We start from the raw sequence: 25,267 nt of genomic DNA, 5'->3' as shown, positions 1-25,267 counted from the left end.
ACTTCACTGCTGGCGCCACCAGTGCACTTCCAGCGCGACACCGACGTGCACCAGGTTGTGCCCCAACGGCCGTGGCAGCAACTTCGACGCACGCGCCAGCCGTCGCAGCAACGTGTTGCGGTGTGTGTAAAGCCGCGCCGCCGCCATCGTCGCGTTGCAGTTCGCGGCGATGAACGCCCGCACGGCTTCGATCACATCGGGATCTGCTGTCGCCAGTGGACCGAGGGTGCGCTTCACGAACCGGTCGGCACGTTCGGCGTCCGTCGTCAGCAGCGCGACCAGTTCGACCTCCTCGTGGGTCGCGACCTGCCGCGGTGACGCCAGCCTGGCGAGCATCCGCTGGACCGTCAGCGCGTCGAGGTGACTGCGCCGGAACCCGTCCGCGCCATGGCCACCTGCCCCCAACGCCACGCGCACCGCCGGGAACCGCGCGACGCCGGTGCGGAGCACGACGTCGTCCGGTGTGCCGTGCACCCACACCCACCGGGTCGCGGCGCTGGCGAGCACGGTGAGAGGGCGCGGATCCGAGGCCGCCGCCGCGAGCACGTCCGCCACGCGGTCGAGATCCCCCAGCACGTCGTCACTCCACACGATCGCCGCCGTGTGTTCCCCGGACAGCCGGTAGCCGAGGCGTTGTTCCGCGCGGGACGTGGTGATCGGCGCGCCGTCGAGCAGCAGCGTCACCGTCTCCAGGCGTTCGGCGTGCGTGCCGCGGGTGAGCTGTTCACGTTCGCGGGTCATCTGCACCGAGATCGCCGCCACGGTGTCGTCGACGAACGCGGCGATCGACCGGCAGGACACGTCGATCAGCTCGCGCAGCTCGGCCGGGTCGGACGTCAGCGAGAACGCGATCTGCATCCACAACCGCAGCGCGACGCCCTGACCGGAGCGGTAGGCGTCGAGCGCCGACTCGTCGAGCCCGCGGCGGATCAGGTCGCGCGCGAACGCCAGTGGCGCCTCGCCCAGGTCGGCGGGCACGCGCTCGCCCGGCGCCCGGACGTTCGCCGACGCCCAGCCGAGCAGGTTCGACCGGTTCGTGCGCTTCAACGCGGCCGCGAGCACGGGATCCTCGGCGACCTGCCGGCGGTTCGGACCGGACAGCGTGGCCTCGTCCAGCTCGGCCAGCCATTCGGCGGGTGGATCCAGTGCGATCTCCGCGCCGCGCCGGATGAGCTCACGCACACGTGGCGACGGACGCTCCCACGACATGGTGCACATTGCACCACAGCACCGGCGAACAGGTGCACTCCGTGCTTTCGTGACCGGCGTCACCCCGGCCACCATGAAGACATGGCTGACCTGGACGTCCTCATCGTCGGCGCCGGGATCTCCGGCCTCGGCGCCGCGTACTACCTGCAGCGCGAGCACCCGCGGAAGAAGTACGCGATCCTCGAGGCGCGCGGGGCGCTCGGCGGCACCTGGGACCTGTTCCGCTACCCCGGCATCCGGTCGGACTCGGACCTGCACACGTTCGGCTACGAGTTCCGGCCGTGGCGCGACGAGCACTCGATCGCCGGGGCGGACAAGATCCTCGGCTACCTGCGCGAGACGGCGGAGGAACACGGCATCGACCGGGCGATCCGCTTCCACACCAAGGTGATCGCCGCCGAGTGGTCGTCGTCGGACGCGCACTGGACCGTGGAGGTCGAGAAGGACGGCGAGCGCGAGACGCTGACGTGCTCGTGGTTGTTCAGCGCGGGCGGCTACTACCGCTACGACCAGGGGTTCACGCCGCAGTTCGAAGGCAGGGAACGCTTCCGCGGGCAGATCGTGCATCCGCAGCACTGGCCGGAGGACCTCGACTACGCGGGCAAGCGGGTGCTCGTGATCGGCAGCGGCGCGACCGCGGTGACGATCGTGCCCGCCATGGCACCGGCCGCGGGCCACGTGACCATGCTGCAACGCACCCCGACGTACGTCCTGCCGGTGCCCTCGAAGGACCCGATCCGCAACGCGCTGCGCAAGGTGCTGAGCGAGGAGCGCGCGTTCGCGATCACGCGGCGCAAGAACATCCTGCAGCAGCAACTGACCTGGCGGTTCGCCCAGCGGTTCCCTCACGCGGCGCGCCGGCTGATCCGGTGGTTCAACGCCAAGCTGCTGCCCGCCGGCTATCCGGTCGACGAGCACTTCAACCCGCCGTACAACCCTTGGGACCAAAGGCTGTGCGTGGTCCCGGACGGTGACCTGTTCACCGCGATCCGCCGCGGGCAGGCGTCCGTGGTGACGGACCGGATCGCGACCTTCACCGAGACCGGGGTGCTGCTGGAGTCCGGCCGCACGCTGGAAGCCGACATCATCGTCACCGCGACCGGGCTCAACGTGCAGGCGTTCGGCGGGATGACCCTGACCGTGGACGGCTCGCCGGTGAACCTGCCGGACACGTTGGCGTACAAGGGGATGATGCTGTCCGGAGTGCCGAACTTCGCCTACGCCATCGGGTACACGAACTCGTCGTGGACGCTCAAGGTCGGCCTGCTGTGCGAGCACTTCTGCCGGCTGCTCGCACACATGGACGCGCACGGCTACGACACCGCCCGGCCCGTGGTCGCCGACCCCGACGCGCCGACCCGTCCGTTCCTGGACTTCGGCGCGGGCTACATCCGGCGCTCCCTGGCCGACCTGCCGCGCCAGGGTGGACGAGCCCCGTGGCTCACCTCAATGAGCTACTTCAACGACGTGAAGCTTCTACGCCGCCTACCCGTAGAAGACGACGAACTGCACTTCTCCCACAGCCGCACCCACCTCGTCCCCCAGCCATCCACCCACCCCAACCGCTAGCTCCGTCCGTCAGCCGTACGTCGACGCAGCATCCGTTCACCCACACAAACCCCACCAGCCCCATTTTTCGGCACGCGGGGCCCTTTCGTACTACTGGACAGTACGAAAGGGCCCCGCGTGCCCGGCAGCAGGCGGGGGTGGTTGCGGAGCGTTAGTACAGATTTGAGGCGATGGCAAGGGGTGGCATTCGGCGGATCGGTCGTTCAGGATGCCGCGGGTGCAGAGTGCGGCTGGGTTCGGTGACAGCGGTGAGATCTCCGGTGTCGCGTGGACGCCGCGACGATCGACGGCCGCCGGTGCTGAGCCGGACGACGTCCTGACCGCGGCGAAGCAGGGGGACGAGGACGCTTTTCGGGCCCTCTACCGGGACCTCCAGCCGAGGCTGCTGCGGTACCTGCGGGTGCTGGTCGGCGCCGACGCCGAGGACGTGGCGTCCGACACGTGGCTGCAGATCGCGCGGGACCTCGGCAAGTTCCGCGGGGACGTCGACGGGTTCCGCGGCTGGGCGACCACGATCGCCCGCAACCGCGCGCTGGACCACCTGCGCCACCAGCAGCGGCGGCCGGTCGTGCACGGGACCGTCGAGGACGCCGCCGAACCCGCCGGGCCGGACGACACCGCGCAGGCCGCGGTGGACGCCGTGGCCACCGACGCCGCGCTGGCCCTGATCGCCGGGCTGCCGCGGGACCAGGCCGAAGCCGTGCTGCTGCGGGTCGTCGTCGGCCTGGACGCGAAGTCCGCCGCCAAGGTGCTCGGCAAGCGTGCCGGTGCCGTCCGCACGGCGGCGCACCGCGGTCTGCGCACCCTCGCCGCACACCTCGACGCAACTCCCCCACCAGGGCGAACACCGCTGGAGTGACAAAAAATCGAGCCCTGACGCTGAAGGACATGAGATGAGCGACCACCGATCCCGCCGCATCGGCCGGCGCACCGCGGAGCGACTGCTGCGCGGCACGCCCGGCCAGGAGCGAGCCACCGGGCACGACCGCCTGAGCGACCTGCTCACGGCGGCGTCCGCCCCGGCCCGCGACCGCGAGCTCGCCGGTGAGCAGGCCGCCATGGCGGCGTTCCGCGACGCTCGTCTCGCCACCGCCCCTCAGCGACGGAGACCCTGGATGCTCAAAATCGCACTGGCGAACCTGCTGACGGTGAAGATCGCCGCGGTCAGCGCGGCGGCCGCCGGCGGCATCGCACTCGCCGCCGCGGCGGGCACGTTGCCCGGTCAGCACCGCGAGGAACCCGCCCCCACCGCCGACACGAACGTCGTCGCCACGACGTCCGCCACGACGACGGGCAAGCCGGACCAGAAGCCGGACCACAGCGCCTCCCCCTCGCCGTCGCTCAAGGGCCTCTGCCAGGCCTACACCGCGGGCGCGGGATCCGAACACGGCAAGGCGCACGACAACCCGGCGTTCAGCGCGTTGATCACGGCCGCGGGCGGCGCCGACCGCGTGCCCGCCTTCTGCGCCGACCTGCTCGGCGACAAGCCCGGCAAGTCCGACAACACGCCGGGCAAGCCCGCCACGCCGCCCGGCAAGCCCGACGACGCACCCGGCAAGCCCACCCGCTCGGAACGCTGACGCGCCAGGGAACTTCCGGCGATCCGAGCTCTCCCACCCCTCACCGGATCGCCCACTCCAGGACGGGCGGCGGTTTGCCCCCAACGCCGCCGCTCGTCCATCCCTTCCGCACCGCCACGACGTGAAGGAGCGCCTTGACCGACGACTGTCCACACGCTGTCTCAGCCGGCAGCTACCTGCTCGAGATCCTCACGCCCGAAGAGACCGCCGACTTCCGGCACCACAGCCGCCACTGCCTGCCTTGCCAGCGGGAGATCGTGGCCCTGATGCCCGGTGCCCTCTTCCTGCAGGAGCTCAGGGCCGACATCCTCGCGGCGAACCAGCGCCTGTGCACGGATCGGCCCGTGCTGACCACCGTCGCCGCGCGGGAGCCGCGCTGGATCGCCGGCTGCGGCACCGTCTGATCAGGACTTGACCGCGCCGGAAGTCGCGTCCGGGGTGACACTGGTCGTCCGCCGTGCTGGGGGGATTCCTTCCAGTGAAAGGCAGACCGCCATGCGAGCAGTTCGTTTCCACGAGTTCGGCGACCCGCACGTCCTCACGGTCGAGGACGCGCCCGATCCGCACGCCGGCCCAGGACAGATCCGGATCAGAGTCCAGGCCGCCAGCGTGAACCCGGTCGATCTGAAGATCCGGGCCGGCTATCTGGAACAGTTCATGCCGACGACGTTCCCCGCGATCACCGGCACGGACGCGACCGGTGTCGTCGACGAGGTCGGCGAGGGCGTCACCGGCGTCGACCCCGGCGACCGCGTGTTCGGCCTCGGTCAGGGCACCGCCGCCGAGTACGCCGTCCTCACCGCGTGGGCGCCCGTGCCCAGCGCCTGGAGCGTGGAACAGGCCGCCGCGGCGGGCCTGGTCTCCGCGACGGCCATGGCGAGTTGGGACACCGTGGGTGACGTCTCCGGCAAGACCGTGCTCGTCGAGGGCGCCGCCGGTGGCGTCGGTTCCGCCGCCGTGCAGATCGCCGTCGCCCGCGGCGCCACGGTGATCGGCACCGCGAGCGAGGTGAACCACGACTTCCTCCGCGACCTCGGTGCCACCCCGATCACCTACGGCGACGGCCTGGCCGAGCGGGTGGCCGCCGTCGCACCGGACGGGGTCGACGCCGCTCTGGACACCGCCGGCTCCGGCTCGCTGGCCGACATCGTGGCCATCGTCGGTGACGCCTCGCACGTCGCGACGATCGCCGACTTCGGTGCCGAGGCCCTCGGCGTCCCCCTCGTCGCGGGCAACGTCAACGCCGCCGCGAACCTCGCCGACGCGTCCCGGCTCGGGGAGAACGGCTCCTACACCCCGCACGTGCAGGCCACCTATCCGCTGGAGAAGATGACCGACGCGCACGCGCACGTCCAGGGCGGCCACACCAGGGGCAAGGTCGTGATCGCCCTCTGACACCTCAGGTGTCCGCTCAGCGGAGGAAGGCGCGGCGATCGCCACCATTTTCGCAGCGGTCTTGCCATCATTGGCTCGGTGCTGGGCTGCGACCTCCGGCGTCGAGAGGGTGGGGACCATGGCGGCGACCGAACGGCAGAAGCAGGCGTTGCACGAGCTGACGGCGCGAGGAACGCTGACGGCTGAACAAGAAAGCGCGGTGATCGCGGCCCTCGACGACACCGGTCCACCTCAACGGATCGGGGACCGCCTCGCCGAGGTCGCCGCCTATCTCGGCGGAGGGTTGCTGCTCGGCGGCGCCGCACTGGTGCTCGGGGTGTCGTGGCAGGACATGGCCAGGCTCGCCAGGATCGGGGTGCTCGGCGCCGCCACCGCGGCGCTCCTGGTCGCCGCTTTCGTGGTGGCGGGCGGAATGTCCGCCGTGCGGTCGGTCTCATCCCGGCGGCGGCGGGTGGTCAGCACGTTGTTCTCGCTCGCCGCGGTGACTGCGGCGTTCACCGCCGGCACGTCCGTGAGCGAACACGAGTTCGTGGTGGGTGCGACGGCAGGTCTGGTCGTGGCGGTCGGCGCCTACGTCCTGGTGACCACGGCGCTCGGCTACCTGACTCTGGCGGCAGCGGCGATCGCCACGGTCGTCGCGTGGGTTGGCGAGTCGATGCCCAGCAGCGCGCTCCCCGGCGGTGTCGCGTTGTTCGCGCTCGGCGTGATCGGCATGTTCCTGTCCCTTGTGGACGTTCTGCGACCCACCCAGCTCGCGCTCGCCGTCGGTGCCGCGACAGCTCTGTTCGGTGCGCAGCAACTGCTCAGCGGAGACGCACCGGTTGCTTACGCGCTCACCGCCGGCCTCGCTTTCCTTTGCTTCGTCACCTATTTCCGGGTGCACTCAACGGTTCTGCTGGTCGCGGGTGTGGTCGCGACGACGATCGTCGTGCCGGAGATCGTGTGGGACCTGACCGACGGCGCCGTCGGAGGTGGCCTGCTGCTCCTCGTGGCCGGTGCGGTGTTGCTCGCCACCAGTCTCGGCAGCACCTGGTTGCGCCGCACTCGGTGATATTTGGCCACTTGGGCCGCCACCCCGCACAGCAAGAGACTGCTGGCATGAACGAATTGCGAAGATCAGCAGCGACCGCCCTTCTCCTGACGGCCGGATTGGCCCTCTGGCCCACCGCGATCGCGTCCGCGCAGCCACCTCCGACGTGCAACGGCCTGGCCGCGACGCAGGTCGGGACGAACGGCAACGACGTGCTGTTCGGCACGAACGGGCCGGACGTGTTCGTGACGCTCGGCGGCGACGACGTCGTGTTCGGGCTCAACGGAAACGACACGGCCTGCCTGGGAGCCGGCGCCGACGAGTTCTTCGGCGGCAACGGAAACGACTGGGCCGCAGGCGAAGCAGGCGCTGACACGCTCAACGGCGAGGCGGGCAACGACACCCTTCTCGGCGGTGAGGGCCCAGACCGTCTCGACGGCGGCAACGGCAACGACACCCTCAACGGCGGTGCGGCCGCCGACATCGTTGAAGCCGGCGCGGGCAACGACACCGTGAACGCAGGAGCGGGTGCCGACTCCGTCAGCGGTGGCGACGGCGCCGACACGCTCAACGGTCAGAACGGTGCCGACCGCATGAACGGCGGCAACGGCAACGACCGCCTCAACGGTGGCGCGGGCGTCGACGACCTCGACGGTGGCGCCGGCAACGACGTCGTCAACGGCGACGCGGGCAACGACACCCTCACCGACCCGGCCGGCCTGGACGTCGGCGACGGCGGCGCGGGCCCCGCAGACCGCTGCGACTCGCGCTTCGAGTCGTTGTCCAACTGCGAGATCATCTTCTGACGGTCACTCGCCCACGGCGAGCCACTCCAGCTCGGCGGCGAGCACGCCGAGCTGGAACCGCGACTGCACGCCGAGCAACGACTGCAGGCGCGCGATCCGCCGGTTCAGGGTGCGCAGGCTGACGTCCAGCTCGCGGGCGATCGCCCGGTCGGTCGCGCCGGTGCGCATGAGCCGCAGCAGGTGCTGGGTCTCCACCGTGGGCTCCTTGCCCACGGCCACGGCGTGATCAGTTCTGGGGCGCGGCAGCGTGACCGCAGTCAGCCGCCCCACGGGGTGTGCGACCACCCCCGGTTTTACGCGGGTCACAGCCATACGACGACGGTAGGCGTGACTATTGACGACTGTCAATCAAAAGTCCGCACTTCGTTGTCGGAACACACGTGTCTTAGGGATAAACATCGCCATTACTCGGCGCTGACCAGCACCTCACCCGCGGAAGCACCGGCGGCGACCTCTCCCAGCCGCGCGTCCAGCACCTCCGGCGACAACACGTGCCGCACCACCATCGCCGCCGCGCCCAGTGCCCCGGCGGTCTCCCCGGCGCCCGACGCGACGATCCGCAGGTTCTCGGTGGCCAGCGGCAACGAGCGGCGGTAGATCGACTCGCGGACGCCCGCCAGCAGCATCTCCCCCGCCTCCGCCAGCAGTCCGCCGATGACCACGAGCGACGGGTTGAACATGCTCACGCACCCGGCGAGCACCTCGCCGATGTCCCTGCCCGCCTGCCGCACGACCCGACCGGCTTCGAGGTTGCCGGCCCGGACGAGGTTCACCACGTCGGCCGTCGACGAGGCGGGATGTCCCAGCTCCCGCAGCTTCGCCGCCAGCGCGGGGCCGGCCGCGACGGCTTCCAGGCAGTCGATGTTGCCGCACCGGCACAGCGCCCCGCCGCCCTCGGGCACCCTGATGTGCCCCAGGTCCCCCGCCGCGCCCGCCGCGCCGCGGTGCAGCACGCCGTTGCTGATCAGCCCGGCGCCGATGCCGGTCGCCGCCTTCACCACGATCATGTGCAGCACGTCCGGGTACGCGGCGGTGTGCTCGCCCAGTGCCTCCAGGTTGACCTCGTTGTCGACCAGCACCGGCACGTCGAACTCCGCCGCGATCGCCGCCGGCACGTCGAACCCGTCCCAGCCCGGCATGATCGGCGGGTTGTTCGGACGGCCGGTGGAGTGCTCGACCGGGCCGGGCAGGCCGATGCCCACTCCGGCGATCTCCGCGGCGTCCACGGTCTTCAGCAACGAACGCCACGTCGTGACCAGGAGCGGCAGGATCACCGCCGGTCCGTCCGCCACGTCGAGGTCCACCTGTTCGACGGCGAGCAACCGGCACCCCAGGTCGGAGACGGCCACGGTGGCGTGGGTGGCGCCCACCTCGGCCGCCAGCACGTGCTGGGCGCCGGGGTGGAACCCGAACCGGCCCGCCGGGCGTCCGCCGGTGGACTCGCCGGTGCCGCTGCCGGTCACCAGCCCGGCGGCCACCAGCAGGTCGAGCCTGGCCCGCACCGTGGACCGGGCGAGACCGGTCGCGGCCACGATCTCCGCTCGGGTGCGCGGGCTGCCGTCCATCAGCATGCGCAGCACTGCGGCCGGCGAACCCGCCTCTACACCCAAGGTGCTCTCCATCGAACAATTGTCACATCGGAGCCGGGAGGCGGGCGGGATCAGCCCCCGGAGCTGAACGCGGCGTCGAACGAGGCCGACGGCGGGTCGAAGGCGTTGCGGCGGATGAACTCCAGCGCCTCGGGCGCGCCGACGAGCCGGTCCATCCCCGCGTCCTCCCACTCGACGCTGATCGGCCCGGTGTAGCCGATCGTGTTGAGCATCCGGAACGACTGCTCCCACGGCACGTCACCGCGTCCGGTGGAGACGAAGTCCCAGCCGCGCCGCGGGTCCGCCCACGCCAGGTGCGAGCCGAGCCGGCCGTTGCGGCCGTTGCCGACCTGGCGCCGGGCGTCCTTGCAGTCCACGTGGTAGATCCGGTCGCGGAAGTCCCACAGGAACCCGACCGGGTCGAGGTCCTGCCAGACGAAGTGCGACGGGTCCCAGTTCAGGCCGAACGCCGGCCGGTGCCCGATCGCCTCCAGCGCGCGGACGGTGGTCCAGTAGTCGTAGGCGATCTCGGACGGGTGAACCTCGTGCGCGAACCGGACGCCGACCTCGTCGAACACGTCCAGGATCGGGTTCCAGCGGTCGGCGAAGTCCTGGTACCCGGCGTCGATCATCGAGGCGGGCGCCGGCGGGAACATGGCCACGGTCTTCCAGATCGACGAACCGGTGAACCCCACGACGGTGTCGACGCCGAGCCTCGCCGCGGCCCGCGCGGTCGCCTTCATCTCCTCCGCCGCCCGCTGCCGCACGCCCTCGGGGTCGCCGTCACCCCAGTTGCGGGCGGAGAGAATCCCCTGGTGCCGCTCGTCGATCGGGTCGTCGCAGACGGCCTGCCCGGTGAGGTGGTTGGAGATCGCCCACACCTTCAGGTCGTGCTTCGCGAGGATCGCGAGCCGGTCCGCGACGTAGTCGTCGTCCTCCGCGGCCCGCCACGGGTCGAGGTGGTCGCCCCAGCAGGCGATCTCCAGGCCGTCGTAGCCCCAGCCGGAGGCCAGCCGGGCGACCTCCTCGAACGGTAGATCGGCCCACTGGCCGGTGAACAACGTGATCGGGCGTGCCATCTCGGTTCCCTCCTCAGATCTGCTGCCCTAGGGGCCTGTATCGAAGTCTGGGTTCGATGAGAGTCGCGCCTGAGGTGGTTCATGGCGGTGCGGCCGAATGGCCCGCATACCGGTGTTGTATGTGGGTCGTTCGGCCGTGCCGCCGGGGGCCGCCTCAGGCCCGGCTATCGCGGATCCAGACTTCGATACAGGCCCTAAACCTGTTGCCACGTGCGGGACGCCGCGCTGTCCTCGACGGCGGCGAGAACGCGCTGCACCTGCAGACCGTCGGCGAACGACGGCGCGGGGTCGGTACCTTCGGCCACGGCTCGCACGAAGTCGACGGCCTGGTGGGTGAACGCGTGCTCGTAGCCCAGGCCGTGCCCGGCGGGCCACCAGGCGCCGACGTACGGGTGCGCCGGCTCGGTGACCACGATCCGGCGGAACCCGGCGACGGCGGAGTCCTCGGTGCCGTCGAAGAACTGCAGCACGTTCATGTCCTCGAAGTCGAACGCCAGGCTGCCCGCCGAGCCGTTGACCTCGATGCGCAGCGCGTTCTTGCGGCCGTTGGCGAAGCGCGTGGCCTCGAACGAACCGAGCACGCCACCGGTGAAGCGGGCCAGGAACAACGCGGCGTCGTCCACCGTGACGGGACCGGTCCGTCCGGTCGCGGCGGTACCGGACAGGCCGGAGTGCGCGGAGGCCAGCGGACGCTCCGGCACGAACGTCACCAGCGTCCCCATCACCTCGCTGATCGTGTCGCCGAGGATGAACTGGGTGGCGTCGACGATGTGCGCGCCGATGTCGCCGAGCGCGCCCGAGCCCGCCTTCTCCTTGTCCAGCCGCCACGACAGCGGCGCGGCGGGGTCCACGATCCAGTCCTGCAGGTACTGGGCGCGCACGTGGTGGATCCGTCCCAGTCTGCCCCGGGCGACCAGGTCCCGGGCCAGGCCCAGGGCAGGCACTCGCCGATAGCTGAACCCCACCATCGCGCGCACCCCGCGCCGGGCGGCGCGGTCGGCGGCCTCCGCCATGGCGACCGCTTCGGCGACGCTGTTGGCCATCGGCTTCTCGCACAGCACGTGCTTGCCCGCGTCCAGGGCGGCGACCGCGATCTCGGCGTGCGTGTCACCCGGTGTGCAGATGTCCACCACGTGCACGTCGTCGCGGTCCAGCACGGACTTCCAGTCGGTCACGGACTCGGCCCAGCCCAGGCGCTCCGCGGCGGCCCTGGTCCGGTCGGGGTCACGGCCGCACAGCACGGCCATCACCGGCCGCGCCGGCAGGTCGAAGAAGCGCGGCGCGACCCGCCACGCCTGGGAGTGCGCGGCTCCCATGAAGGCGTGACCGACCATCGCGATGCCCAGATCCGGCGTCGTCCCAGGAGTGGTCTTAGAAGTCGACACTGCGCGCTGTCCTCTCTTTTCAGGACTCGAAGGCGGTGGGCAGGTAGCGGTCGACGTTGTCCTTGGTGACGACCGGCGCGTACAGCTGGACCTCACGGGGGACCTCCACCTCGACCAGGTCGCCGAGGCTCTTGCCCTGCACGGCGAGCCGGGCGAGCCGGATGCCGTCCGCGCCCTGGGTGGACGGGTAGATGACGGTCGCCTTGTGCGGGCCGTTGTCCGCCTTGATCTCCCGCATCACGTTGGCCGATCCCGCACCGCCGACCATGAAGAACTCGCTGCGGCCGGAGTTCTTGATCGCGGCGGTGACGCCGACGCCCTGGTCGTCGTCGTGGTTCCAGATGGCGTCGATCTTGGGGGCGGCCTGCAACAGGTTCGCGGCAGCCCTCTCACCGCTCTCGACGGTGAACTCGGCGGCCACGCGGTTGCTGACCTTCAGGCCGCAGCCCTGCAGTGCCTGCGCGAAACCCCTGCTGCGGTCCTGGGTCAGCGGCAGCGAGTCGATGCCGGCGATCTCCGCGACCACGGAGCCGGGCTTGTCCTTGAGCCGCTCGCACACGTAGGTGCCGGCGGACACGCCCATGCCGTGGTTGTCGCCCAGCACGGTCGACCGCGCGGCGAACGGGCTGTCGAACTGGCGGTCCACGTTGATCACGGTGATGCCGGCCTTCATGGCCTTCAGCGCGACCGGGGTAAGGGCGGCGCCGTCGAACGGCAGCAGCACGATCGCGTCCACCTTGTCGTTGATGAACGTCTCCACCTGGCTGATCTGGAGGTTGACGTCGTTGGTGCCCTCGACGACGCGCAGCTCCACGTCGGAGTACTTGCCCGCCTCCGCCTTGGCGGCGTTGGTGATCGCGGCCATCCAGCCGTGGTCGGCGGCCGGTGCGGAGAACCCGATCACGACCTTCTTGCCCGGCTCGTCGTTGGCGACCTTCACCCCGCCGCCCTGGTTGCCGCCGCCCTGGTTCTGCGGCGTGTTGCCCGTGCACGCGGTGAGCGCGAGCGTTAAGGCGGCGAGTACGGCGATTCTCTTGAGTGGCATGGATTCTCCTCGGGTGGCAGCGGTCGTGAATGCGGCGTCAGGCGCCGCTGCGTCTGGCCAGCCGCTGCTGGAGGAGGACGGCGACCACGATGATCGCTCCCTTCGCGACGGCCTGGGCGGAGATGGAGAGGTTGTTGAGGGTGAAGACGTTCGACAGCGTGGTGAAGATCAGGACGCCGAAGACGGTGCCCGCGATCGTGCCCCGGCCGCCGGACAGCAGCGTGCCGCCGATCACGACCGCGGCGATCGCGTCGAGCTCGTACAGGCCGCCGTGGGTCGCGCTGCCGGTCGTGGTGCGGGCGATGAGCATGACCGCGGCCAGCCCGCAGCACAGGCCGAGCAGCGTGTAGAGCCAGACGGTGTGCCGCCGCACGTCGATGCCGGCCAGCCGCGCCGCCTCGGGGTTCCCGCCGACGGCGAACGTCCGGCGCCCGAACGTGGTGCGGTTGAGCAGCACCCACCCGGCCGCGGCGACCACCGCGAAGATCACCACGAGCACCGGTACCCCCAGCACCGATGCGTCGAAGAACGCGGCGAAGCCCGGCACGTTCACGATCTGCGTCTTGCGGTTCGAGATGATCTCGGCCAGACCGCGCGCGGCAGCCAGGCTCGCCAGGGTCGCGATGAACGCCACGACCCGGCCGTAGGCGATGAGCGCGCCGTTGACCAGTCCGCACACCCCGCCCACCACGAGCGCGGTGAACACGATGACGATCCAGTGCGAGTTGTTCGCGATCCCTTGGGTGGCAAGGGTTGTCGCCCACACCGAGGACAGCGCGACGATCGCCCCCACGGACAGGTCGATCCCGCCGCCGGTGATCACGAACGTCATGCCGACGCTCACGACACCGATCACCGCGGCAAGTCGCAGGATGGTGAGCAGGTTGTCGACGTCGGCGAACCGGTCGCCCGCGGTGACCACACCGCCGATGCACAACAGGATCAGTGCGACGACGAGACCGGTGTTGCGCCCGGCCGCGGAGCCGAGCAGGCCGGAGATGCCGGACTGCCGCACGACCGGGGGTCTTCCCTGTTGCTGCGCCGCCACGGCGGCGGTGTCCTCGCTCATGCGGCGTGTCCTTCCATGACCAGGTCGAGAACCCTGGACTCGTCGATCTCGTCGGCCGGACCGTCGTGGACCACCCGGCCCTCGCGCACCACCAGGACCCGGTCGGCCAGGCCCAGGACCTCCTCGACGTCGCTCGACACGACGACCACGGCGACGCCGGAGTCCGCCAGTTCGCGGATGAGCTCGTAGATCTCGCTGCGCGCGCCCACGTCCACGCCGCGGGTGGGTTCGTCCAGCAGCAGCACCCGGCATTCCCGCAACAGCCACCGCGCGAGCACGACCTTCTGCTGGTTGCCTCCGGACAGGCCGCGCACCACCCGGTCGACGCCGGCCGGCCGGACGTCCAGCGCCTCGGTGAGCTTCGTCGAGCGGGCACGTTCGGCGCGGTCGTCGAGAAACCCGAACCGGGCGAACGCCGACATCGACGAGACGGTGATGTTGCGGTAGACGGCCTGGTCCAGCAGCAGTCCCTGGCTCTTGCGTTCCTCGGGGCACAACCCCATCCCCGCGCGCACGGCCGCGCCGACGCTTCCCCGCCGCAGCTTCCTGCCGTCGACCTCGACGGTGCCCTCGGCCGCTTTCCTTGCGCCGTAGACGGTTTCCAGGATCTCCGAGCGGCCCGACCCGACGAGACCCGCGAGCCCGACCACCTCACCGGCGTGGACGGTGAGATCCACGCCGGCAAAGCGGTCACCGTCAGCCAGGCCGCGCACCACCAGCACCTCGGGAGCGGCCGGGTCGACCGGTTTCCGGTGCGGGAACACGTTGTCCAGCACCCGACCGGTCATCAACCCGATCAGTTCCGAGGTCTTCGTCTCGCGTGCGGGCAGGCCCGTCGCGACGGTGCGGCCGTCCTTGAGGACGGTCACGCGGTCGCCGATCTCGCGGATCTCGGCCAGCCGGTGCGAGATGTAGATCACCGCCACCCCTTGGGCGGTGAGCTCCCTGATGATCCCGAACAGGACCCGCACCTCGTCCGGGTCCAGCACGGCCGACGGCTCGTCCATGATCAGCAGCTGTCCGTCCAGCGACAGCGCCCGCGCCATGCTGACGACCTGCTGATGTGCCACGGACAACCGGCCGACGTCGCGGTCGGGCGAGATGTCCGGGTGTCCCAGCCGATCGAGCAGTGCGCGGGTCCTGCGGCGAGCCTCCGCCCGTCGGCTGAAGCCCGCCGTGGACAGTTCGTGGCCGAGGAACACGTTGTCGGCCACCGACAATCCCGCCACGAGGTCCAGCTCCTGGTAGATGGCGGCGACCCCGCTGCGCATCGCGGCGGTCGGGTTGCCGAACGACACCACCTCGCCCCGCCAGCGGATCTCGCCCTCGTCCGGGCGGTGCGCGCCGGACAGCACCTTGATCAGCGTCGACTTGCCCGCGCCGTTCTGCCCGAGCAGGCAGTGCACCTCGCCCGCGCGCACCTCGAAGTCCACTCCCTGCAGAGCCGTCACACCGGGAAAGCGCTTCACCACTCCCCGGACCGACAGCAGTGCAGCAGCCGGCGCCGTCATCGCCATTGAGTCCTCCGAGGCCCCGGCAACCGTTGTGCCATCAGGGAATTCGACTTGAGGACAATCAAACTAACGAGCCGTTTTTCACCCGGTCAAGATTGTTGACGTGGCACATATCGGCCATCTTTTTCCTTGACCACCAGCGGGTGCGTCGACGTCCCTGCCTCTCCGTGGTCGGTCCATCACCCACGGTCGAGCTGCTTGACACCTCCAGGAGACGACTCCAGACTCGCCATTTTCTGGGAGCGCTCCCAGAATTTCCACCGAGACCAGAGGAGTTCTCCCGTGCGTTCCCGCCGCCGCCAGATCACCGCACTGGTCTGCGCCGTCGCCTCCACGCTCGCCGTGACCGCCTGCGGTGCAGGCAAAGCCGCCGACGGCAGGACCGAGCTGACCATCGCCACGTTCAACGAGTTCGGCTATGACGAGTTGTTCAAGGAATACGAGGCCGCCCATCCGGACGTCAAAATCACTCAACGCAAGACGGGCCAGGGCGCCCCGCACCACCAGAACCTCTTCACCAAGCTGGGTGCCGGATCCGGACTCGCCGACGTCGAGGCGGTCGAGGAGGGCTACCTGAGCCAGGTGATGGCCAAGGCCGGCCAGTTCAACGACCTCAAGGAGATCGGCCCGAAGGACGTCACGCCCGACCGCTGGCTGCCGTGGAAGGCCGAGGCCGCGACCACCAAGGACCGCAGGCTGATCGGGTTCGGCACGGACATCGGGCCGCTCGCCATGTGCTACCGCAAGGACCTGTTCGCGAGTGCCGGCCTGCCGTCCGACCCGGAGGAGGTGAAGCGGCTCTTCGCCACCTGGGACAGCTACTTCGCGGCAGGTGACCAGTTCGTCGCGAAGGTGTCCGGCGTCGCGTGGTTCGACGGCGCGGCGCAGATCTTCAACGCCATGCACAACCAGCACGACGTCGGCTACTTCGACAGATCCGACAAGCTGGTCGTCGAGTCCAACCCCGCCATCAGGAGCGACTGGACCGCCGTGACGAACGCCGTGGCGAAAGGGCAGTCGGCGAAGCTGGTCGCGTTCAGCAACGAGTGGAACACCGGTTTCAAGCTCGGCAGGTTCGCCACGAAGACGTGCCCGTCGTGGATGCTCGGCGTCATCGAGACCCAGGCCGGGCCGGAGAACGCGGGCAAGTGGGCCGTCACCGACGCGTTCCCCAACGGCGGCGGGAACTGGGGCGGCTCGTACCTGACCGTGCCGAAGCAGAGCCGCAACGCCGCCAAGGCCGCAGAGCTCGCGGCCTGGCTCACGGCGCCGGAGCAGCAGATCAAGGCGTTCCAGGCCAGGGGCACGTTCCCCAGCCAGGTCGACGCCCTCGAGAACCGGGCGCTGCTGGAACAGGTCAACACCTACTTCGGCGACGTCAAGGCGGGTGCGCTGTTCGCCGCGCAGGCGCAGAAGGTCAAGGCCGCGCAGTACAAGGGCCCCGCCGACGGACAGCTCCAGGAGAACGTGTTCGCCCCGGCGCTGCAGTCCGTCGAGCAGGGCAAGAACCCCGACGAGGCCTGGCGCACCGCGGTGCAGGAGGCGCAGAAGGCCGCCAAGTGACCTGACGTTCGAATCGAATCGATTCTCGAACGCGGACCGGGACCGGTTCTTCTTGACCACCGGTAACCCAGTCAGGATTCTGGGAGCGCTCCCAGAATCCGTCGACGAGGACGTGATGCGCATGGCAAGCCGCAGACTTTTCGTGGTGACCGCGCTCGTCGCGGCCTGTCTTCCCGCGGTGTCGAGCACCGCGACCGGCGCACCCGACGCCACCGTCGTGGTCAACGCCAACGCGGGGCTGGCGACCGTGCCGGACACCGCGATCGGCGTCAACCACGCGATCTGGGACAGCCAGCTCGGCACGAACGCGGTGAACGACCTGCTCGGCGATGCCGGAGTGCGGATGATGCGCTATCCCGGCGGTTCGTACGGCGACATCTACCACTGGAAGGACCACACGGCGCCCGGCGGTTACGTGGCACCGAACACCGACTTCGACACGTTCATGGCCGGTGTGCGGAGGGCTCAGGCACAACCGATCATCATCGCGAACTACGGCACCGGCACGCCGCAGGAAGCAGCCGACTGGGTGCGCTACGCCAACGTCACCAAGGGCTACGGCGTGAAGTACTGGGAGATCGGCAACGAGCTCTACGGCAACGGGCACTACGGCGCCAACTGGGAAGCCGACAACCACCCGGACAAGAGTCCCGCCGGGTACGCCAGGGAGACCGTCGCCTTCGCCCAGGCCATGAAAGCCGTCGACCCCACGATCAAGGTCGGCGCGGTGCTCACCGCCCCCGCGAACTGGCCGGACGCGATCGTCGGCACGGGAGACGCCGCGAGCTGGAACCAGACGGTGCTGTCGATCGCGGGCCCGCACGTGGACTTCGTGATCGTGCACTGGTATCCCGGCGGCTCGACGACCGAGCAGTCCCTGGCGAGCACGGACCAGGTCCCCGACATGATGTACCTCCTGCGTCAGCAGATCACCAAGTACGCCGGACCGAACCCCGACCGCCTCGGCGTCGCGATGACCGAGCTGAACGCCACGTACGGCCGCAACACCCAGCCGGGCGCGCTCTTCGCCGCGGAGGCCTACACCTCGTTGCTGGAGAACGGCGTCTTCAACGTCGACTGGTGGAACGTCCACAACGGACCGGACAAGGCGTCCACCATCGGCGGTCAGCCCGACTTCAACGACTTCGGGCTGCTCTCCAGCGCCACCTGCCTGCCGGACGGCGCCTGCGAACCGCCGCTGAACACACCGTTCGCGCCGTACCACGCGCTCAAGATGCTGAGCCTCTTCGCCCGCCCCGGCGACCAGCTCGTCCGCGCGGGCTCCGCCGAACCGTCGATCAGGGCGCACGCGGCACGGCGGCCGAACGGTGACCTCGCGGTGATGCTGCTCAACTCCGACGAGAACAACTCGCGCACGGTCAGCATCGACTACGCCGGCTACACGCCTTCCGCTGCCACGCCGACGGTGCACACGTTCACCAACGGCGCGACCGAAGTCGTGACGTCGTCCGACGGAAGCGCGACCAGCCGGACGCTGCCGCCGTTCTCGCTCACCACGCTCGTCCTGCGCCCCTCCGGTCAGGCTCAGCTGCCCACCGCACCCGGACAGCCCACCGGCTCGACCACCGACCGGACCGCGACGATCACCTGGCCGTCCGTGCCGGGGGTCGTGAAGTACGAGGTGCACCGTCAGCTCGGCACGATCAGCGAGCAGTGGGGCGAGACGTCCGGTACCTCGTTCACCGCCGGAAACCTCAATCCCGGCACCAGGTACACGGTCAACGTGCTGGCTCGCAACGCCGCAGGTGCCGTGTCCTGGTCGTCTCCCCCGCTCACCGTCACCACCGGCAGTCCGGCCGAGAGCTCCTGCACGGTGCGAATGTCCAACGTGACCGACTGGAGCAGCGGGTTCGTCGGCGCCGTCGACATCACCAGCACGCAGGCGATGTCCAACTGGACGCTGAACTTCGACTGGCCCACCACCCGTCAGCAGGTGGGGTCCGGCTGGAACGCGACGTGGACCCAGACCGCCAGCGCGGTCACCGTCGTCGGTTCGACCCGCATCGAACCGAACGGGACCGTCAACACCGGCTTCGTCGGCAACTACACCGGGCCGAACATCACACCGACGGCCTTCAGGTTGAACGGAACGCTTTGCCACACCACGTCATGAGCCTCGGAGGAGAGCGGATGAAGCGGCGGCACAAGGCTTTCGGCGCGCTGGTCGCGGCTGTGGTGGCGGTGAGCGGCATGGTCACCGTCGGCACGGCCCAGGTTCCCGCGGTCGCGGCGGCGGGCGGTACGGGCACCGGGTACCTGCACACCAGCGGGAACAAGATCCTGGACAGCACGAACGCGACGGTCCGGCTGACCGGCATCAACTGGTTCGGGATGGAGACCGACAACAAGACCTTCCACGGCCTGTGGGCGAATGTCACGTGGCGCCAGCAGCTCGATCACATGGCGCAGCTGGGCTACAACACCCTGCGCGTCCCGTTCTCCAACGACGCGCTGAAGCCCGACGCCAGGGCCACCGGCATCAACGACAACACCAATCCCGACCTGGTCGGGCTGTCCCCGTTGCAGATCCTGGACAAGGTGATCGGGTACGCGGGGCAGAAGGGGATGCGCGTCATCCTCGACCGGCACCGGCCGACCAGCGCGGGCCAGTCCGCGCTCTGGTACACGGCGGGCGTGCCGGAGACCACCTGGATCAACGACTGGAAGGCCCTCGCCCAGCGCTACGCGGGCAACACCACGGTGATCGGTGCCGACCTGCACAACGAACCGCACGCCGAAGGCACCAACCCGGCGGCGACCGGTTCGTGCTGGGGTTGCGGCGACACCGCCCGCGACTGGCGGCTGGCCGCCGAGCGCGCGGGCAACGCGATCCTGTCCGTGCAGCCGAACTGGCTGATCTTCGTCGAGGGCGTGAGCTGCCCGAGCGGCGGCCTGTCGAACGTGTGGGACGGCGATCCGTCCAACGACGAGGACTGCGGCTGGTGGGGCGGGAACCTGTCGAAGGCCGGTCAGTTCCCGGTGCGCCTGTCCGTGCCGGGCCGCCTCGTGTACTCCCCGCACGAATACGCGACGTCGGTCTACAACCAGCCGTGGTTCAGCGCGCCGAACTATCCGGCGAACATGCCGGGAATCTGGGACAAGTACTGGGGTTACCTGTACAAGCAGAACATCGCGCCGCTGATGATGGGCGAGTTCGGCACCACGCTCGCGAATCCGGTGGACAAGGTGTGGCTGGAAAATCTCATGGCCTACACCGGGACCGGCGTCAACGGGATCTCGTTCACCTATTGGTCGTGGAATCCCAATTCCGGCGACACCGGCGGCATCGTCGGCGACGACTGGACCACGGTCAACCAGGCCAAGCAGAGCATTCTGCAGCCCTACCTGATTCCACCGGTCGGAGGCGGTCCCGGCCCCACCACGACCACCACCGGTGGCGGCTCTGGCGGTTGCAAAACGGCGTGGAAGCTCGACAACTCCTGGCAGGGCGGCTTCCAGGGCTCGCTGACCGTCACCAACACCGGGACGAACGCCGCCACCCCGTGGATGGTCACGTTCACCCTGCCCGGCGCCACCATCTCCAACGGCTGGAACGGCACCTTCACCCAGTCCGGCACCACGGTCACCGTGACGGCGCCCTCCCACAGCCCGACCCTGGCACCGGGAGCGTCCGTATCCCTCGGCTTCACCGCCAACGGCCCAACAACCGCACCCTCAACCGTCACCCTGAACCAATCAGCCTGCTCGTGACCGCACGCGGGGGCCCTCTCGTACTGACACACAGTACGAAAGCTCCCCGCGTGCACCCCACAACAAGCCAAACGACGGCCGCCACAACCCTCACCAACCGCGCTCAACAGCGAGTCAGACGGCCGCCGCCGCAGCCCTCACCAGCCGCGCTCAGCGGTGCACGCGGGGAGCTTTCGTACTGACACACAGTACGAAGGGGCCCCGCGTGCGGATGGTGCCAGGTCAGACGGTGGCGGAGGTGCGGGCGGCCAGGCCTTCGAGGACGACGGTCAACTGGTCGGTGACCTCGGGGTCGTCGACCGGGTGGAGGTCGGCGAAGCGGACCACGGAGCCGGGGATCGACAGCGTCAGGTCCTCGGCGACCTCGGCGCCGGCGATCTTGACGGCCTTGCGGGCCTCGTCCTGGGCCCACACGCCGCCGTACTGGCCGAACGCGGTGCCGACGACGGCGACCGGCTTGCCGGACAGGGCGCCCGCGCCGTAGGGGCGCGACAGCCAGTCGATGGCGTTCTTCAGCACGGCCGGGATGGTGCCGTTGTACTCGGGCGAGACCAGCAGCAAGGCGTCGGCCTCGGCAGCGGCTTCGCGCAGCTTCACGGCCGAGGCGGGAACGCTGCCCTCGGCGTCGATGTCCTCGTTGTAGAACGGCACCGTGTCCAGGCCGTCGAACAGGCCGACCTCGACGTGCTCCGGCGCGATCTGCACGGCGGCTTCGGCGAGCCTGCGGTTGTGCGATCCGGCGCGGAGGCTGCCGACGAGGGTGAGGATGCGAACGGCCATGACGTACTCCCAGGAGCGGACTTCGGTGGACAGTCCTCCGCACAAACGGGACGCGGCCCGTTTATCTTCCGGATAGGCTGCGGAGGTGATCGACAACACACGGCTGCCCCTCCTCAGCACGGAAACTCCCCTGCGCGCGGACGCCGTGCGCAACCGGGCCCGCCTGCTGGAAGCCGCGGCGCGCCTGTCGGCCGAACACGGCGCGGCGGCGATCACGATGGAGTCGGTGGCCGCCGCAGCAGGGGTCGGCAAGGGCACCGTGTCGCGGCGCTTCGGCGACCGCAACGGACTGCTCCAGGCCCTCCTCGACCACGCGGAACAGGGTTTTCAGGCGTCGTTCCTCAGCGGTCCGCCACCACTGGGCCCCGGCGCCGACCCCGCCGCGCGGCTCAGAGCGTTCGGACCGGCCCTGTTGCACCACCAACGCGCGAACCGCGACCTCTACCTGGCCGCCGAACCCGCACCCGACCGGCGGTTCCTCGTTCCGGCCGGGCGGCTGCGCCACACCCACGTCGCCGTCCTGGTCCGCGCGATCCTCCCGGACGCCGACGCCGACCTGCTCGCCCACACCCTGCTGTCGTCGGTCGACGTCGTGCTGGTCGACCACCTGCTCCGCGGCCACGGCATGTCGCTGGACCGCGTGGAAGCCGGCTGGCACGACCTGGTCGACCGACTCCTGCCCTGACCCGGCGAAAAGCCCGGCGCAAAGTTTAGAAACAATTGTTTCGAAACCCTTTCGGGAGATTCTTCCGTCGAATGCGTCGAAGCGTTCTTGTGAGCGCAAACACGCCGGTGTCACACTCCGGAAATCGGGCATTTCGGCTAGTTTCGAAAGTGTGGAAACAATGAAACTGACATCGAGGTCAGTGGCACTGGTGCCACTCGTGGCGACGGCTGCGGCGGTGGTGGTCGGAGCCACCCTGATCGCGCCGGCCCCCGCGAACGCGGCGACCACCCTCGGCGCGGCCGCCCAGCAGTCCGGCCGCTACTTCGGCACCGCGGTGGCCGCGAACAAGCTGAGCGACTCGACGTACACCGGGATCCTCAACCGCGAGTTCGACATGGTCACGGCCGAGAACGAGATGAAGATCGACGCGACCGAGCCGAACCAGAACCAGTTCAGCTACGGCAACGCCGACCGGATCGTCAACCACGCCCGCAACCAGGGCAAGAGGGTGCGCGGGCACACCCTGGCGTGGCACTCGCAGCAGCCCGGCTGGATGCAGAACATGTCCGGTACCGCGCTGCGCAACGCGATGCTGAACCACGTCACCCAGGTCGCGACCTACTACCGCGGCAAGATCTACGCCTGGGACGTGGTGAACGAGGCGTTCGCCGACGGCAGCAGCGGCGCACGGCGCGACTCCAACCTCCAGCGCACCGGCAACGACTGGATCGAGGCCGCGTTCCGCGCCGCCCGTGCGGCCGACCCCGGCGCGAAGCTCTGCTACAACGACTACAACACCGACGACTGGACCCACGCCAAGACCCAGGCCGTCTACCGGATGGTGCAGGACTTCAAGTCCCGCGGCGTCCCCATCGACTGCGTCGGCCTCCAGTCCCACTTCAACCCCCAGAGCCCGGTTCCCTCCAACTACCAGACGACCCTGCAGAACTTCGCCAACCTCGGCGTCGACGTGCAGATCACCGAACTGGACATCGAGGGCTCCGGCAGCGCTCAGGCGTCCAACTACGACCGCGTGACCCGAGCATGCCTCGCCGTGTCCCGCTGCACCGGCATCACCGTGTGGGGCATCCGCGACACCGACTCCTGGCGTGCTTCCGGCACGCCATTGCTGTTCGACGGCAACGGCAACAAGAAGGCCGCGTACAACTCCGTGCTCGACGCGCTCAACGCGGGCGGACCCGGCCCCACGACAACGACGACTACCACCACGACCACAACCACGACGACCACCAACAACCCCGGTCCGGGCGGCTGCACCGCGTCGGTGTCGCTGAACCAGTGGGGTGAGGGGTTCGTCGCCACTATCAAGGTCACCGCCGGATCCTCCGCTCTGCGCGGCTGGACCGTCACCACCACGCTGTCCAACGGCACCGTCACGAACTCGTGGAGTGCCAACCGCAGTGGTAACAGCGGAACCATCAACTGGTCCAATGTGGACTACAACGGCTCCGTGGCCGCGGGCCAGTCGACCGAGTTCGGCTTCCAGGGCACCGGCAGCGGATCGGGCCTCAACCCGTCCTGCACCGCCAGCTGATCACCGGCCTCGTGCGGGCCCGTCGTTCGCGGCGGGCCCGCACCGGACAGCCATTCGTACCAGCCAGGTCGCCCTCAAGCAGCCGTCGCAGCGCAGCTCGAACCACGCCACGATAGGACGTTCGAGACTGCGGCTTCTTCGGCGTCTTTGGGAGGCGAGGTCGTGAAGAAGATCGTCCTGGCTCTGGTACTCGGTCTGGCCGCAGCGGGGTTGAGCGCACCCGCGGACGCCGAGCCGCAGGTGGACAGCGTGCGGGTGTGGAACGAGCTCGCGTTGACCGCGGTGCGCGCCACCCGCGCCACCGACGCCGACGCGGCCCGCACCTACGCGATGCTCAACGTGGCCATCTACGACGCGGTCAACGGGCTCGCCCACCCGGCCCGCGCCCACGCGCTGGTACCCGGCCCAGGCCCGCGTGGCGCTGACTCCCGCGCCGCGGCCGTGGCGGCGGCACACGTCGTCCTGGTCCGGCTGGACCCCGCTCGTGTTGTCGAGTACGACGCACAACTGCAGGCCGACCTGGCCGGCCTGCGTCCCGGCCACCAGCGCGACGCCGGGGTGCGCTGGGGACGTGAGGTCGGGGTGCGCGTGGTGACCTCCCGCACCGACGACGGCTCGACTCCGGTGCAAACCCAGCCCGCCGGCGCCGGCCCCGGAGTGTTCCGCGCCGAGTGGTCCGGTGTGCAGTACCGCGACGTTCGGCCGTTCGCCGTCACCGACCCCGCCGCGCACGTACCGGGCCCGCCACCCGCCCTGGACAGCCTCGACTACGCCGCCGCCTTCGCCGAGGTCGCGCTCCTCGGCGACGCCGCGATCACCGCCCCCGACAAGCTCGCCACCTTCGAGTTCTGGTCCGTGCCGACCGGCACCGGCCAACCCGCCGGCGAGTGGGTCAAGATCGCACTGACGGTGTCCCAGGATCTGCCGTTGCCCGCCTCCGCCCGCCTCATGGCGTTGCTGACGATGACCCTGGCCGACACCACGGTTCCCACCGTCGCGACGAAGTTCACCTACCGGCATTGGCGCCCGGCCACGGCGATCCGCGAGGCGGACACCGACGGAAACCCGTGGACGCAACCGAATCCGAGCTGGGCGCCGCGAGCCGGCAGCGTCGGCGGTACACCGGAGTACCCGTCCGGGCACAGTTCCTACAGCGGCGCGGCGGCGGCTGTACTGGCCGGGTTCTTCTGCGCGGACACCATTCGCTTCACGCACACCACGGACACCGCGCCGGGCGGCCAGGCGCGCACCTACCCGAGCTTCTCCGCCGCTGCCGCCGAGGCCGGCAAGTCACGGGTGTTCGGCGGGCAGCACTTCGAGTTCAGCAACCAGGCGGGTCTTGCCGTCGGACGCGGTGTCGCGACCGAGGTGCTCGCCACACGACTGTTGAAACGCACGGGCCCCTCGCACCACGGCGACTGTCCACTGTAGAATTACGCGACGACCACTAGAGTCGCTCATGGCCATTCACTGCCTCTGAGAGCCTGTTGGTAGATGGTCATGCCGTGGTTGAGCTGGGTTGTCTGGGCTGGCCCCAGCGTGCTGGTGGTGGGTCGCCGGAGAGTTCTCGGGTTAGGGCGTGTCCTGCGGATCTTTCTCATGATCGTGTGCAGATGATGATGTGTGGTCGGACGTGGTGAGCTGACGGACAAGGCCTGGGCTGCGATCGCGCCGTTGCTGCCCGCGCAGAACGGGCAGCG

Annotated in this window: 22 protein-coding genes; 13 read left to right on the top strand and 9 right to left on the bottom strand. The window is 69.8% G+C overall.

Translation table 11 applies throughout. The features are described 5' to 3' along the window. Positions 1 to 3: 3 nt before the first annotated feature. The gene (locus G7043_RS38290) at positions 4 to 1,209 is read right to left on the bottom strand and encodes a PucR family transcriptional regulator (protein ID WP_166053603.1); all 1,206 of its coding nucleotides are present in this window, start codon (positions 1,207 to 1,209) and stop codon (positions 4 to 6) included. An 81-nt stretch (positions 1,210 to 1,290) separates the two neighbouring features. Between G7043_RS38290 and G7043_RS38285 the strand changes: the two genes are divergently transcribed. The 7 genes from G7043_RS38285 (at position 1,291) to G7043_RS38255 (ending at position 7,589) form a co-directional block, all read left to right on the top strand. Then, positions 1,291 to 2,778, top strand: coding sequence for a flavin-containing monooxygenase (locus G7043_RS38285; RefSeq protein ID WP_166053602.1), 1,488 nt, complete (start codon positions 1,291 to 1,293; stop codon positions 2,776 to 2,778). A gap of 217 nt (positions 2,779 to 2,995) precedes the next feature. Next, complete coding sequence (locus G7043_RS38280; protein WP_313888278.1) at positions 2,996 to 3,637, top strand: RNA polymerase sigma factor; 642 nt, start codon at positions 2,996 to 2,998, stop codon at positions 3,635 to 3,637. A gap of 34 nt (positions 3,638 to 3,671) precedes the next feature. Further along, positions 3,672 to 4,358, top strand: a complete 687-nt coding sequence (locus tag G7043_RS38275) for a hypothetical protein (RefSeq protein WP_166053600.1) — start codon at positions 3,672 to 3,674, stop codon at positions 4,356 to 4,358. A gap of 134 nt (positions 4,359 to 4,492) precedes the next feature. Next, positions 4,493 to 4,762: a hypothetical protein gene (locus G7043_RS38270; RefSeq protein WP_166053598.1), complete on the top strand. Its 270-nt coding sequence runs from the start codon at positions 4,493 to 4,495 to the stop codon at positions 4,760 to 4,762. 91 nt (positions 4,763 to 4,853) lie between these two features. Continuing rightward, a complete protein-coding gene (locus G7043_RS38265; protein WP_166053597.1) occupies positions 4,854 to 5,753 on the top strand; it encodes an NADP-dependent oxidoreductase in 900 nt (299 codons plus the stop codon). Positions 5,754 to 5,871: 118 nt separating this feature from the next. Continuing rightward, a complete protein-coding gene (locus G7043_RS38260; protein WP_166053596.1) occupies positions 5,872 to 6,804 on the top strand; it encodes a hypothetical protein in 933 nt (310 codons plus the stop codon). A gap of 47 nt (positions 6,805 to 6,851) precedes the next feature. Then, positions 6,852 to 7,589, top strand: a complete 738-nt coding sequence (locus G7043_RS38255; RefSeq protein ID WP_166053595.1) for a calcium-binding protein — start codon at positions 6,852 to 6,854, stop codon at positions 7,587 to 7,589. Positions 7,590 to 7,592: 3 nt separating this feature from the next. On the opposite strand, the gene G7043_RS38250 is transcribed toward G7043_RS38255, so the two are convergent. From G7043_RS38250 to G7043_RS38220, 7 genes are all read right to left on the bottom strand, one after another. Beyond that, complete coding sequence (locus tag G7043_RS38250; protein WP_166053594.1) at positions 7,593 to 7,901, bottom strand: LuxR C-terminal-related transcriptional regulator; 309 nt, start codon at positions 7,899 to 7,901, stop codon at positions 7,593 to 7,595. Positions 7,902 to 7,993: 92 nt separating this feature from the next. Continuing rightward, positions 7,994 to 9,211, bottom strand: coding sequence for an ROK family transcriptional regulator (locus tag G7043_RS38245; protein ID WP_166053593.1), 1,218 nt, complete (start codon positions 9,209 to 9,211; stop codon positions 7,994 to 7,996). 38 nt (positions 9,212 to 9,249) lie between these two features. Then, positions 9,250 to 10,257: a sugar phosphate isomerase/epimerase family protein gene (locus G7043_RS38240; protein WP_166053592.1), complete on the bottom strand. Its 1,008-nt coding sequence runs from the start codon at positions 10,255 to 10,257 to the stop codon at positions 9,250 to 9,252. Between the two features lie 194 nt (positions 10,258 to 10,451). After that, on the bottom strand, positions 10,452 to 11,591 hold the full coding sequence (locus G7043_RS38235) for a Gfo/Idh/MocA family protein (RefSeq protein ID WP_166053887.1): 1,140 nt from the start codon (positions 11,589 to 11,591) through the stop codon (positions 10,452 to 10,454). A gap of 70 nt (positions 11,592 to 11,661) precedes the next feature. Next, on the bottom strand, positions 11,662 to 12,687 hold the full coding sequence (locus G7043_RS38230; protein WP_166053591.1) for a substrate-binding domain-containing protein: 1,026 nt from the start codon (positions 12,685 to 12,687) through the stop codon (positions 11,662 to 11,664). Between the two features lie 37 nt (positions 12,688 to 12,724). Continuing rightward, on the bottom strand, positions 12,725 to 13,756 hold the full coding sequence (locus G7043_RS38225; protein WP_166053590.1) for an ABC transporter permease: 1,032 nt from the start codon (positions 13,754 to 13,756) through the stop codon (positions 12,725 to 12,727). Continuing rightward, positions 13,753 to 15,273, bottom strand: coding sequence for a sugar ABC transporter ATP-binding protein (locus G7043_RS38220; RefSeq protein WP_166053589.1), 1,521 nt, complete (start codon positions 15,271 to 15,273; stop codon positions 13,753 to 13,755). The genes G7043_RS38225 and G7043_RS38220 overlap by 4 nt, the downstream gene beginning before the upstream one ends. Positions 15,274 to 15,552: 279 nt before the next feature. Here G7043_RS38220 and G7043_RS38215 point away from each other — a divergent pair, with 279 nt between their 5' ends. From G7043_RS38215 to G7043_RS38205, 3 genes are all read left to right on the top strand, one after another. Next, the gene (locus tag G7043_RS38215; protein WP_166053588.1) at positions 15,553 to 16,833 is read left to right on the top strand and encodes an ABC transporter substrate-binding protein; all 1,281 of its coding nucleotides are present in this window, start codon (positions 15,553 to 15,555) and stop codon (positions 16,831 to 16,833) included. 115 nt (positions 16,834 to 16,948) lie between these two features. Continuing rightward, complete coding sequence (locus tag G7043_RS38210) at positions 16,949 to 18,967, top strand: cellulose binding domain-containing protein (protein WP_207312302.1); 2,019 nt, start codon at positions 16,949 to 16,951, stop codon at positions 18,965 to 18,967. A gap of 17 nt (positions 18,968 to 18,984) precedes the next feature. Next, a complete protein-coding gene (locus tag G7043_RS38205) occupies positions 18,985 to 20,565 on the top strand; it encodes a cellulase family glycosylhydrolase (protein ID WP_166053587.1) in 1,581 nt (526 codons plus the stop codon). Between the two features lie 222 nt (positions 20,566 to 20,787). Here the strand turns inward: G7043_RS38205 and G7043_RS38200 are convergent, their stop codons facing one another. Further along, the gene (locus G7043_RS38200) at positions 20,788 to 21,345 is read right to left on the bottom strand and encodes an NAD(P)H-dependent oxidoreductase (RefSeq protein ID WP_166053586.1); all 558 of its coding nucleotides are present in this window, start codon (positions 21,343 to 21,345) and stop codon (positions 20,788 to 20,790) included. 85 nt (positions 21,346 to 21,430) lie between these two features. On the opposite strand from G7043_RS38200, the gene G7043_RS38195 reads away from it, so the two are divergent. The 3 genes from G7043_RS38195 to G7043_RS50145 all read left to right on the top strand — a co-directional run bounded on the left by G7043_RS38195 (position 21,431) and on the right by G7043_RS50145 (position 24,998). Beyond that, positions 21,431 to 22,030 carry a TetR/AcrR family transcriptional regulator gene (locus G7043_RS38195; protein ID WP_313888277.1) on the top strand — a complete coding sequence of 200 codons (600 nt, stop codon included), beginning with the start codon at positions 21,431 to 21,433 and terminating at the stop codon, positions 22,028 to 22,030. A 160-nt stretch (positions 22,031 to 22,190) separates the two neighbouring features. Next, positions 22,191 to 23,567: an endo-1,4-beta-xylanase gene (locus G7043_RS38190; protein ID WP_166053585.1), complete on the top strand. Its 1,377-nt coding sequence runs from the start codon at positions 22,191 to 22,193 to the stop codon at positions 23,565 to 23,567. 162 nt (positions 23,568 to 23,729) lie between these two features. Further along, the gene (locus G7043_RS50145) at positions 23,730 to 24,998 is read left to right on the top strand and encodes a vanadium-dependent haloperoxidase (RefSeq protein WP_166053584.1); all 1,269 of its coding nucleotides are present in this window, start codon (positions 23,730 to 23,732) and stop codon (positions 24,996 to 24,998) included. The last annotated feature ends 269 nt before the right edge of the window (positions 24,999 to 25,267 follow it).

The organism is Lentzea alba (assembly GCF_011067745.1).
GTDB classification, from domain to species: domain Bacteria; phylum Actinomycetota; class Actinomycetes; order Mycobacteriales; family Pseudonocardiaceae; genus Lentzea; species Lentzea alba.
The sequence above is the reverse complement of the archived record's forward strand: the minus strand, read 5'-3'. Positions and strand labels throughout refer to the sequence as shown.

What these genes read in the sequence shown, in the direction of transcription:
- G7043_RS38235 (WP_166053887.1), bottom strand. Translation starts at nt 11,591, where the DNA reads ATGGTCGGTCACGCCTTCATGGGAGCCGCGCACTCCCAGGCGTGGCGG.
- G7043_RS38260 (WP_166053596.1), top strand. Translation starts at nt 5,872, where the DNA reads ATGGCGGCGACCGAACGGCAGAAGCAGGCGTTGCACGAGCTGACGGCG.
- G7043_RS38245 (WP_166053593.1), bottom strand. Translation starts at nt 9,211, where the DNA reads ATGGAGAGCACCTTGGGTGTAGAGGCGGGTTCGCCGGCCGCAGTGCTG.
- G7043_RS38275 (WP_166053600.1), top strand. Translation starts at nt 3,672, where the DNA reads ATGAGCGACCACCGATCCCGCCGCATCGGCCGGCGCACCGCGGAGCGA.
- G7043_RS38205 (WP_166053587.1), top strand. Translation starts at nt 18,985, where the DNA reads ATGAAGCGGCGGCACAAGGCTTTCGGCGCGCTGGTCGCGGCTGTGGTG.
- G7043_RS38220 (WP_166053589.1), bottom strand. Translation starts at nt 15,273, where the DNA reads ATGGCGATGACGGCGCCGGCTGCTGCACTGCTGTCGGTCCGGGGAGTG.
- G7043_RS38255 (WP_166053595.1), top strand. Translation starts at nt 6,852, where the DNA reads ATGAACGAATTGCGAAGATCAGCAGCGACCGCCCTTCTCCTGACGGCC.
- G7043_RS38190 (WP_166053585.1), top strand. Translation starts at nt 22,191, where the DNA reads ATGAAACTGACATCGAGGTCAGTGGCACTGGTGCCACTCGTGGCGACG.
- G7043_RS38285 (WP_166053602.1), top strand. Translation starts at nt 1,291, where the DNA reads ATGGCTGACCTGGACGTCCTCATCGTCGGCGCCGGGATCTCCGGCCTC.
- G7043_RS38200 (WP_166053586.1), bottom strand. Translation starts at nt 21,345, where the DNA reads ATGGCCGTTCGCATCCTCACCCTCGTCGGCAGCCTCCGCGCCGGATCG.
- G7043_RS38210 (WP_207312302.1), top strand. Translation starts at nt 16,949, where the DNA reads ATGCGCATGGCAAGCCGCAGACTTTTCGTGGTGACCGCGCTCGTCGCG.
- G7043_RS38225 (WP_166053590.1), bottom strand. Translation starts at nt 13,756, where the DNA reads ATGAGCGAGGACACCGCCGCCGTGGCGGCGCAGCAACAGGGAAGACCC.
- G7043_RS38240 (WP_166053592.1), bottom strand. Translation starts at nt 10,257, where the DNA reads ATGGCACGCCCGATCACGTTGTTCACCGGCCAGTGGGCCGATCTACCG.
- G7043_RS38290 (WP_166053603.1), bottom strand. Translation starts at nt 1,209, where the DNA reads ATGTCGTGGGAGCGTCCGTCGCCACGTGTGCGTGAGCTCATCCGGCGC.
- G7043_RS38265 (WP_166053597.1), top strand. Translation starts at nt 4,854, where the DNA reads ATGCGAGCAGTTCGTTTCCACGAGTTCGGCGACCCGCACGTCCTCACG.
- G7043_RS38250 (WP_166053594.1), bottom strand. Translation starts at nt 7,901, where the DNA reads ATGGCTGTGACCCGCGTAAAACCGGGGGTGGTCGCACACCCCGTGGGG.
- G7043_RS38230 (WP_166053591.1), bottom strand. Translation starts at nt 12,687, where the DNA reads ATGCCACTCAAGAGAATCGCCGTACTCGCCGCCTTAACGCTCGCGCTC.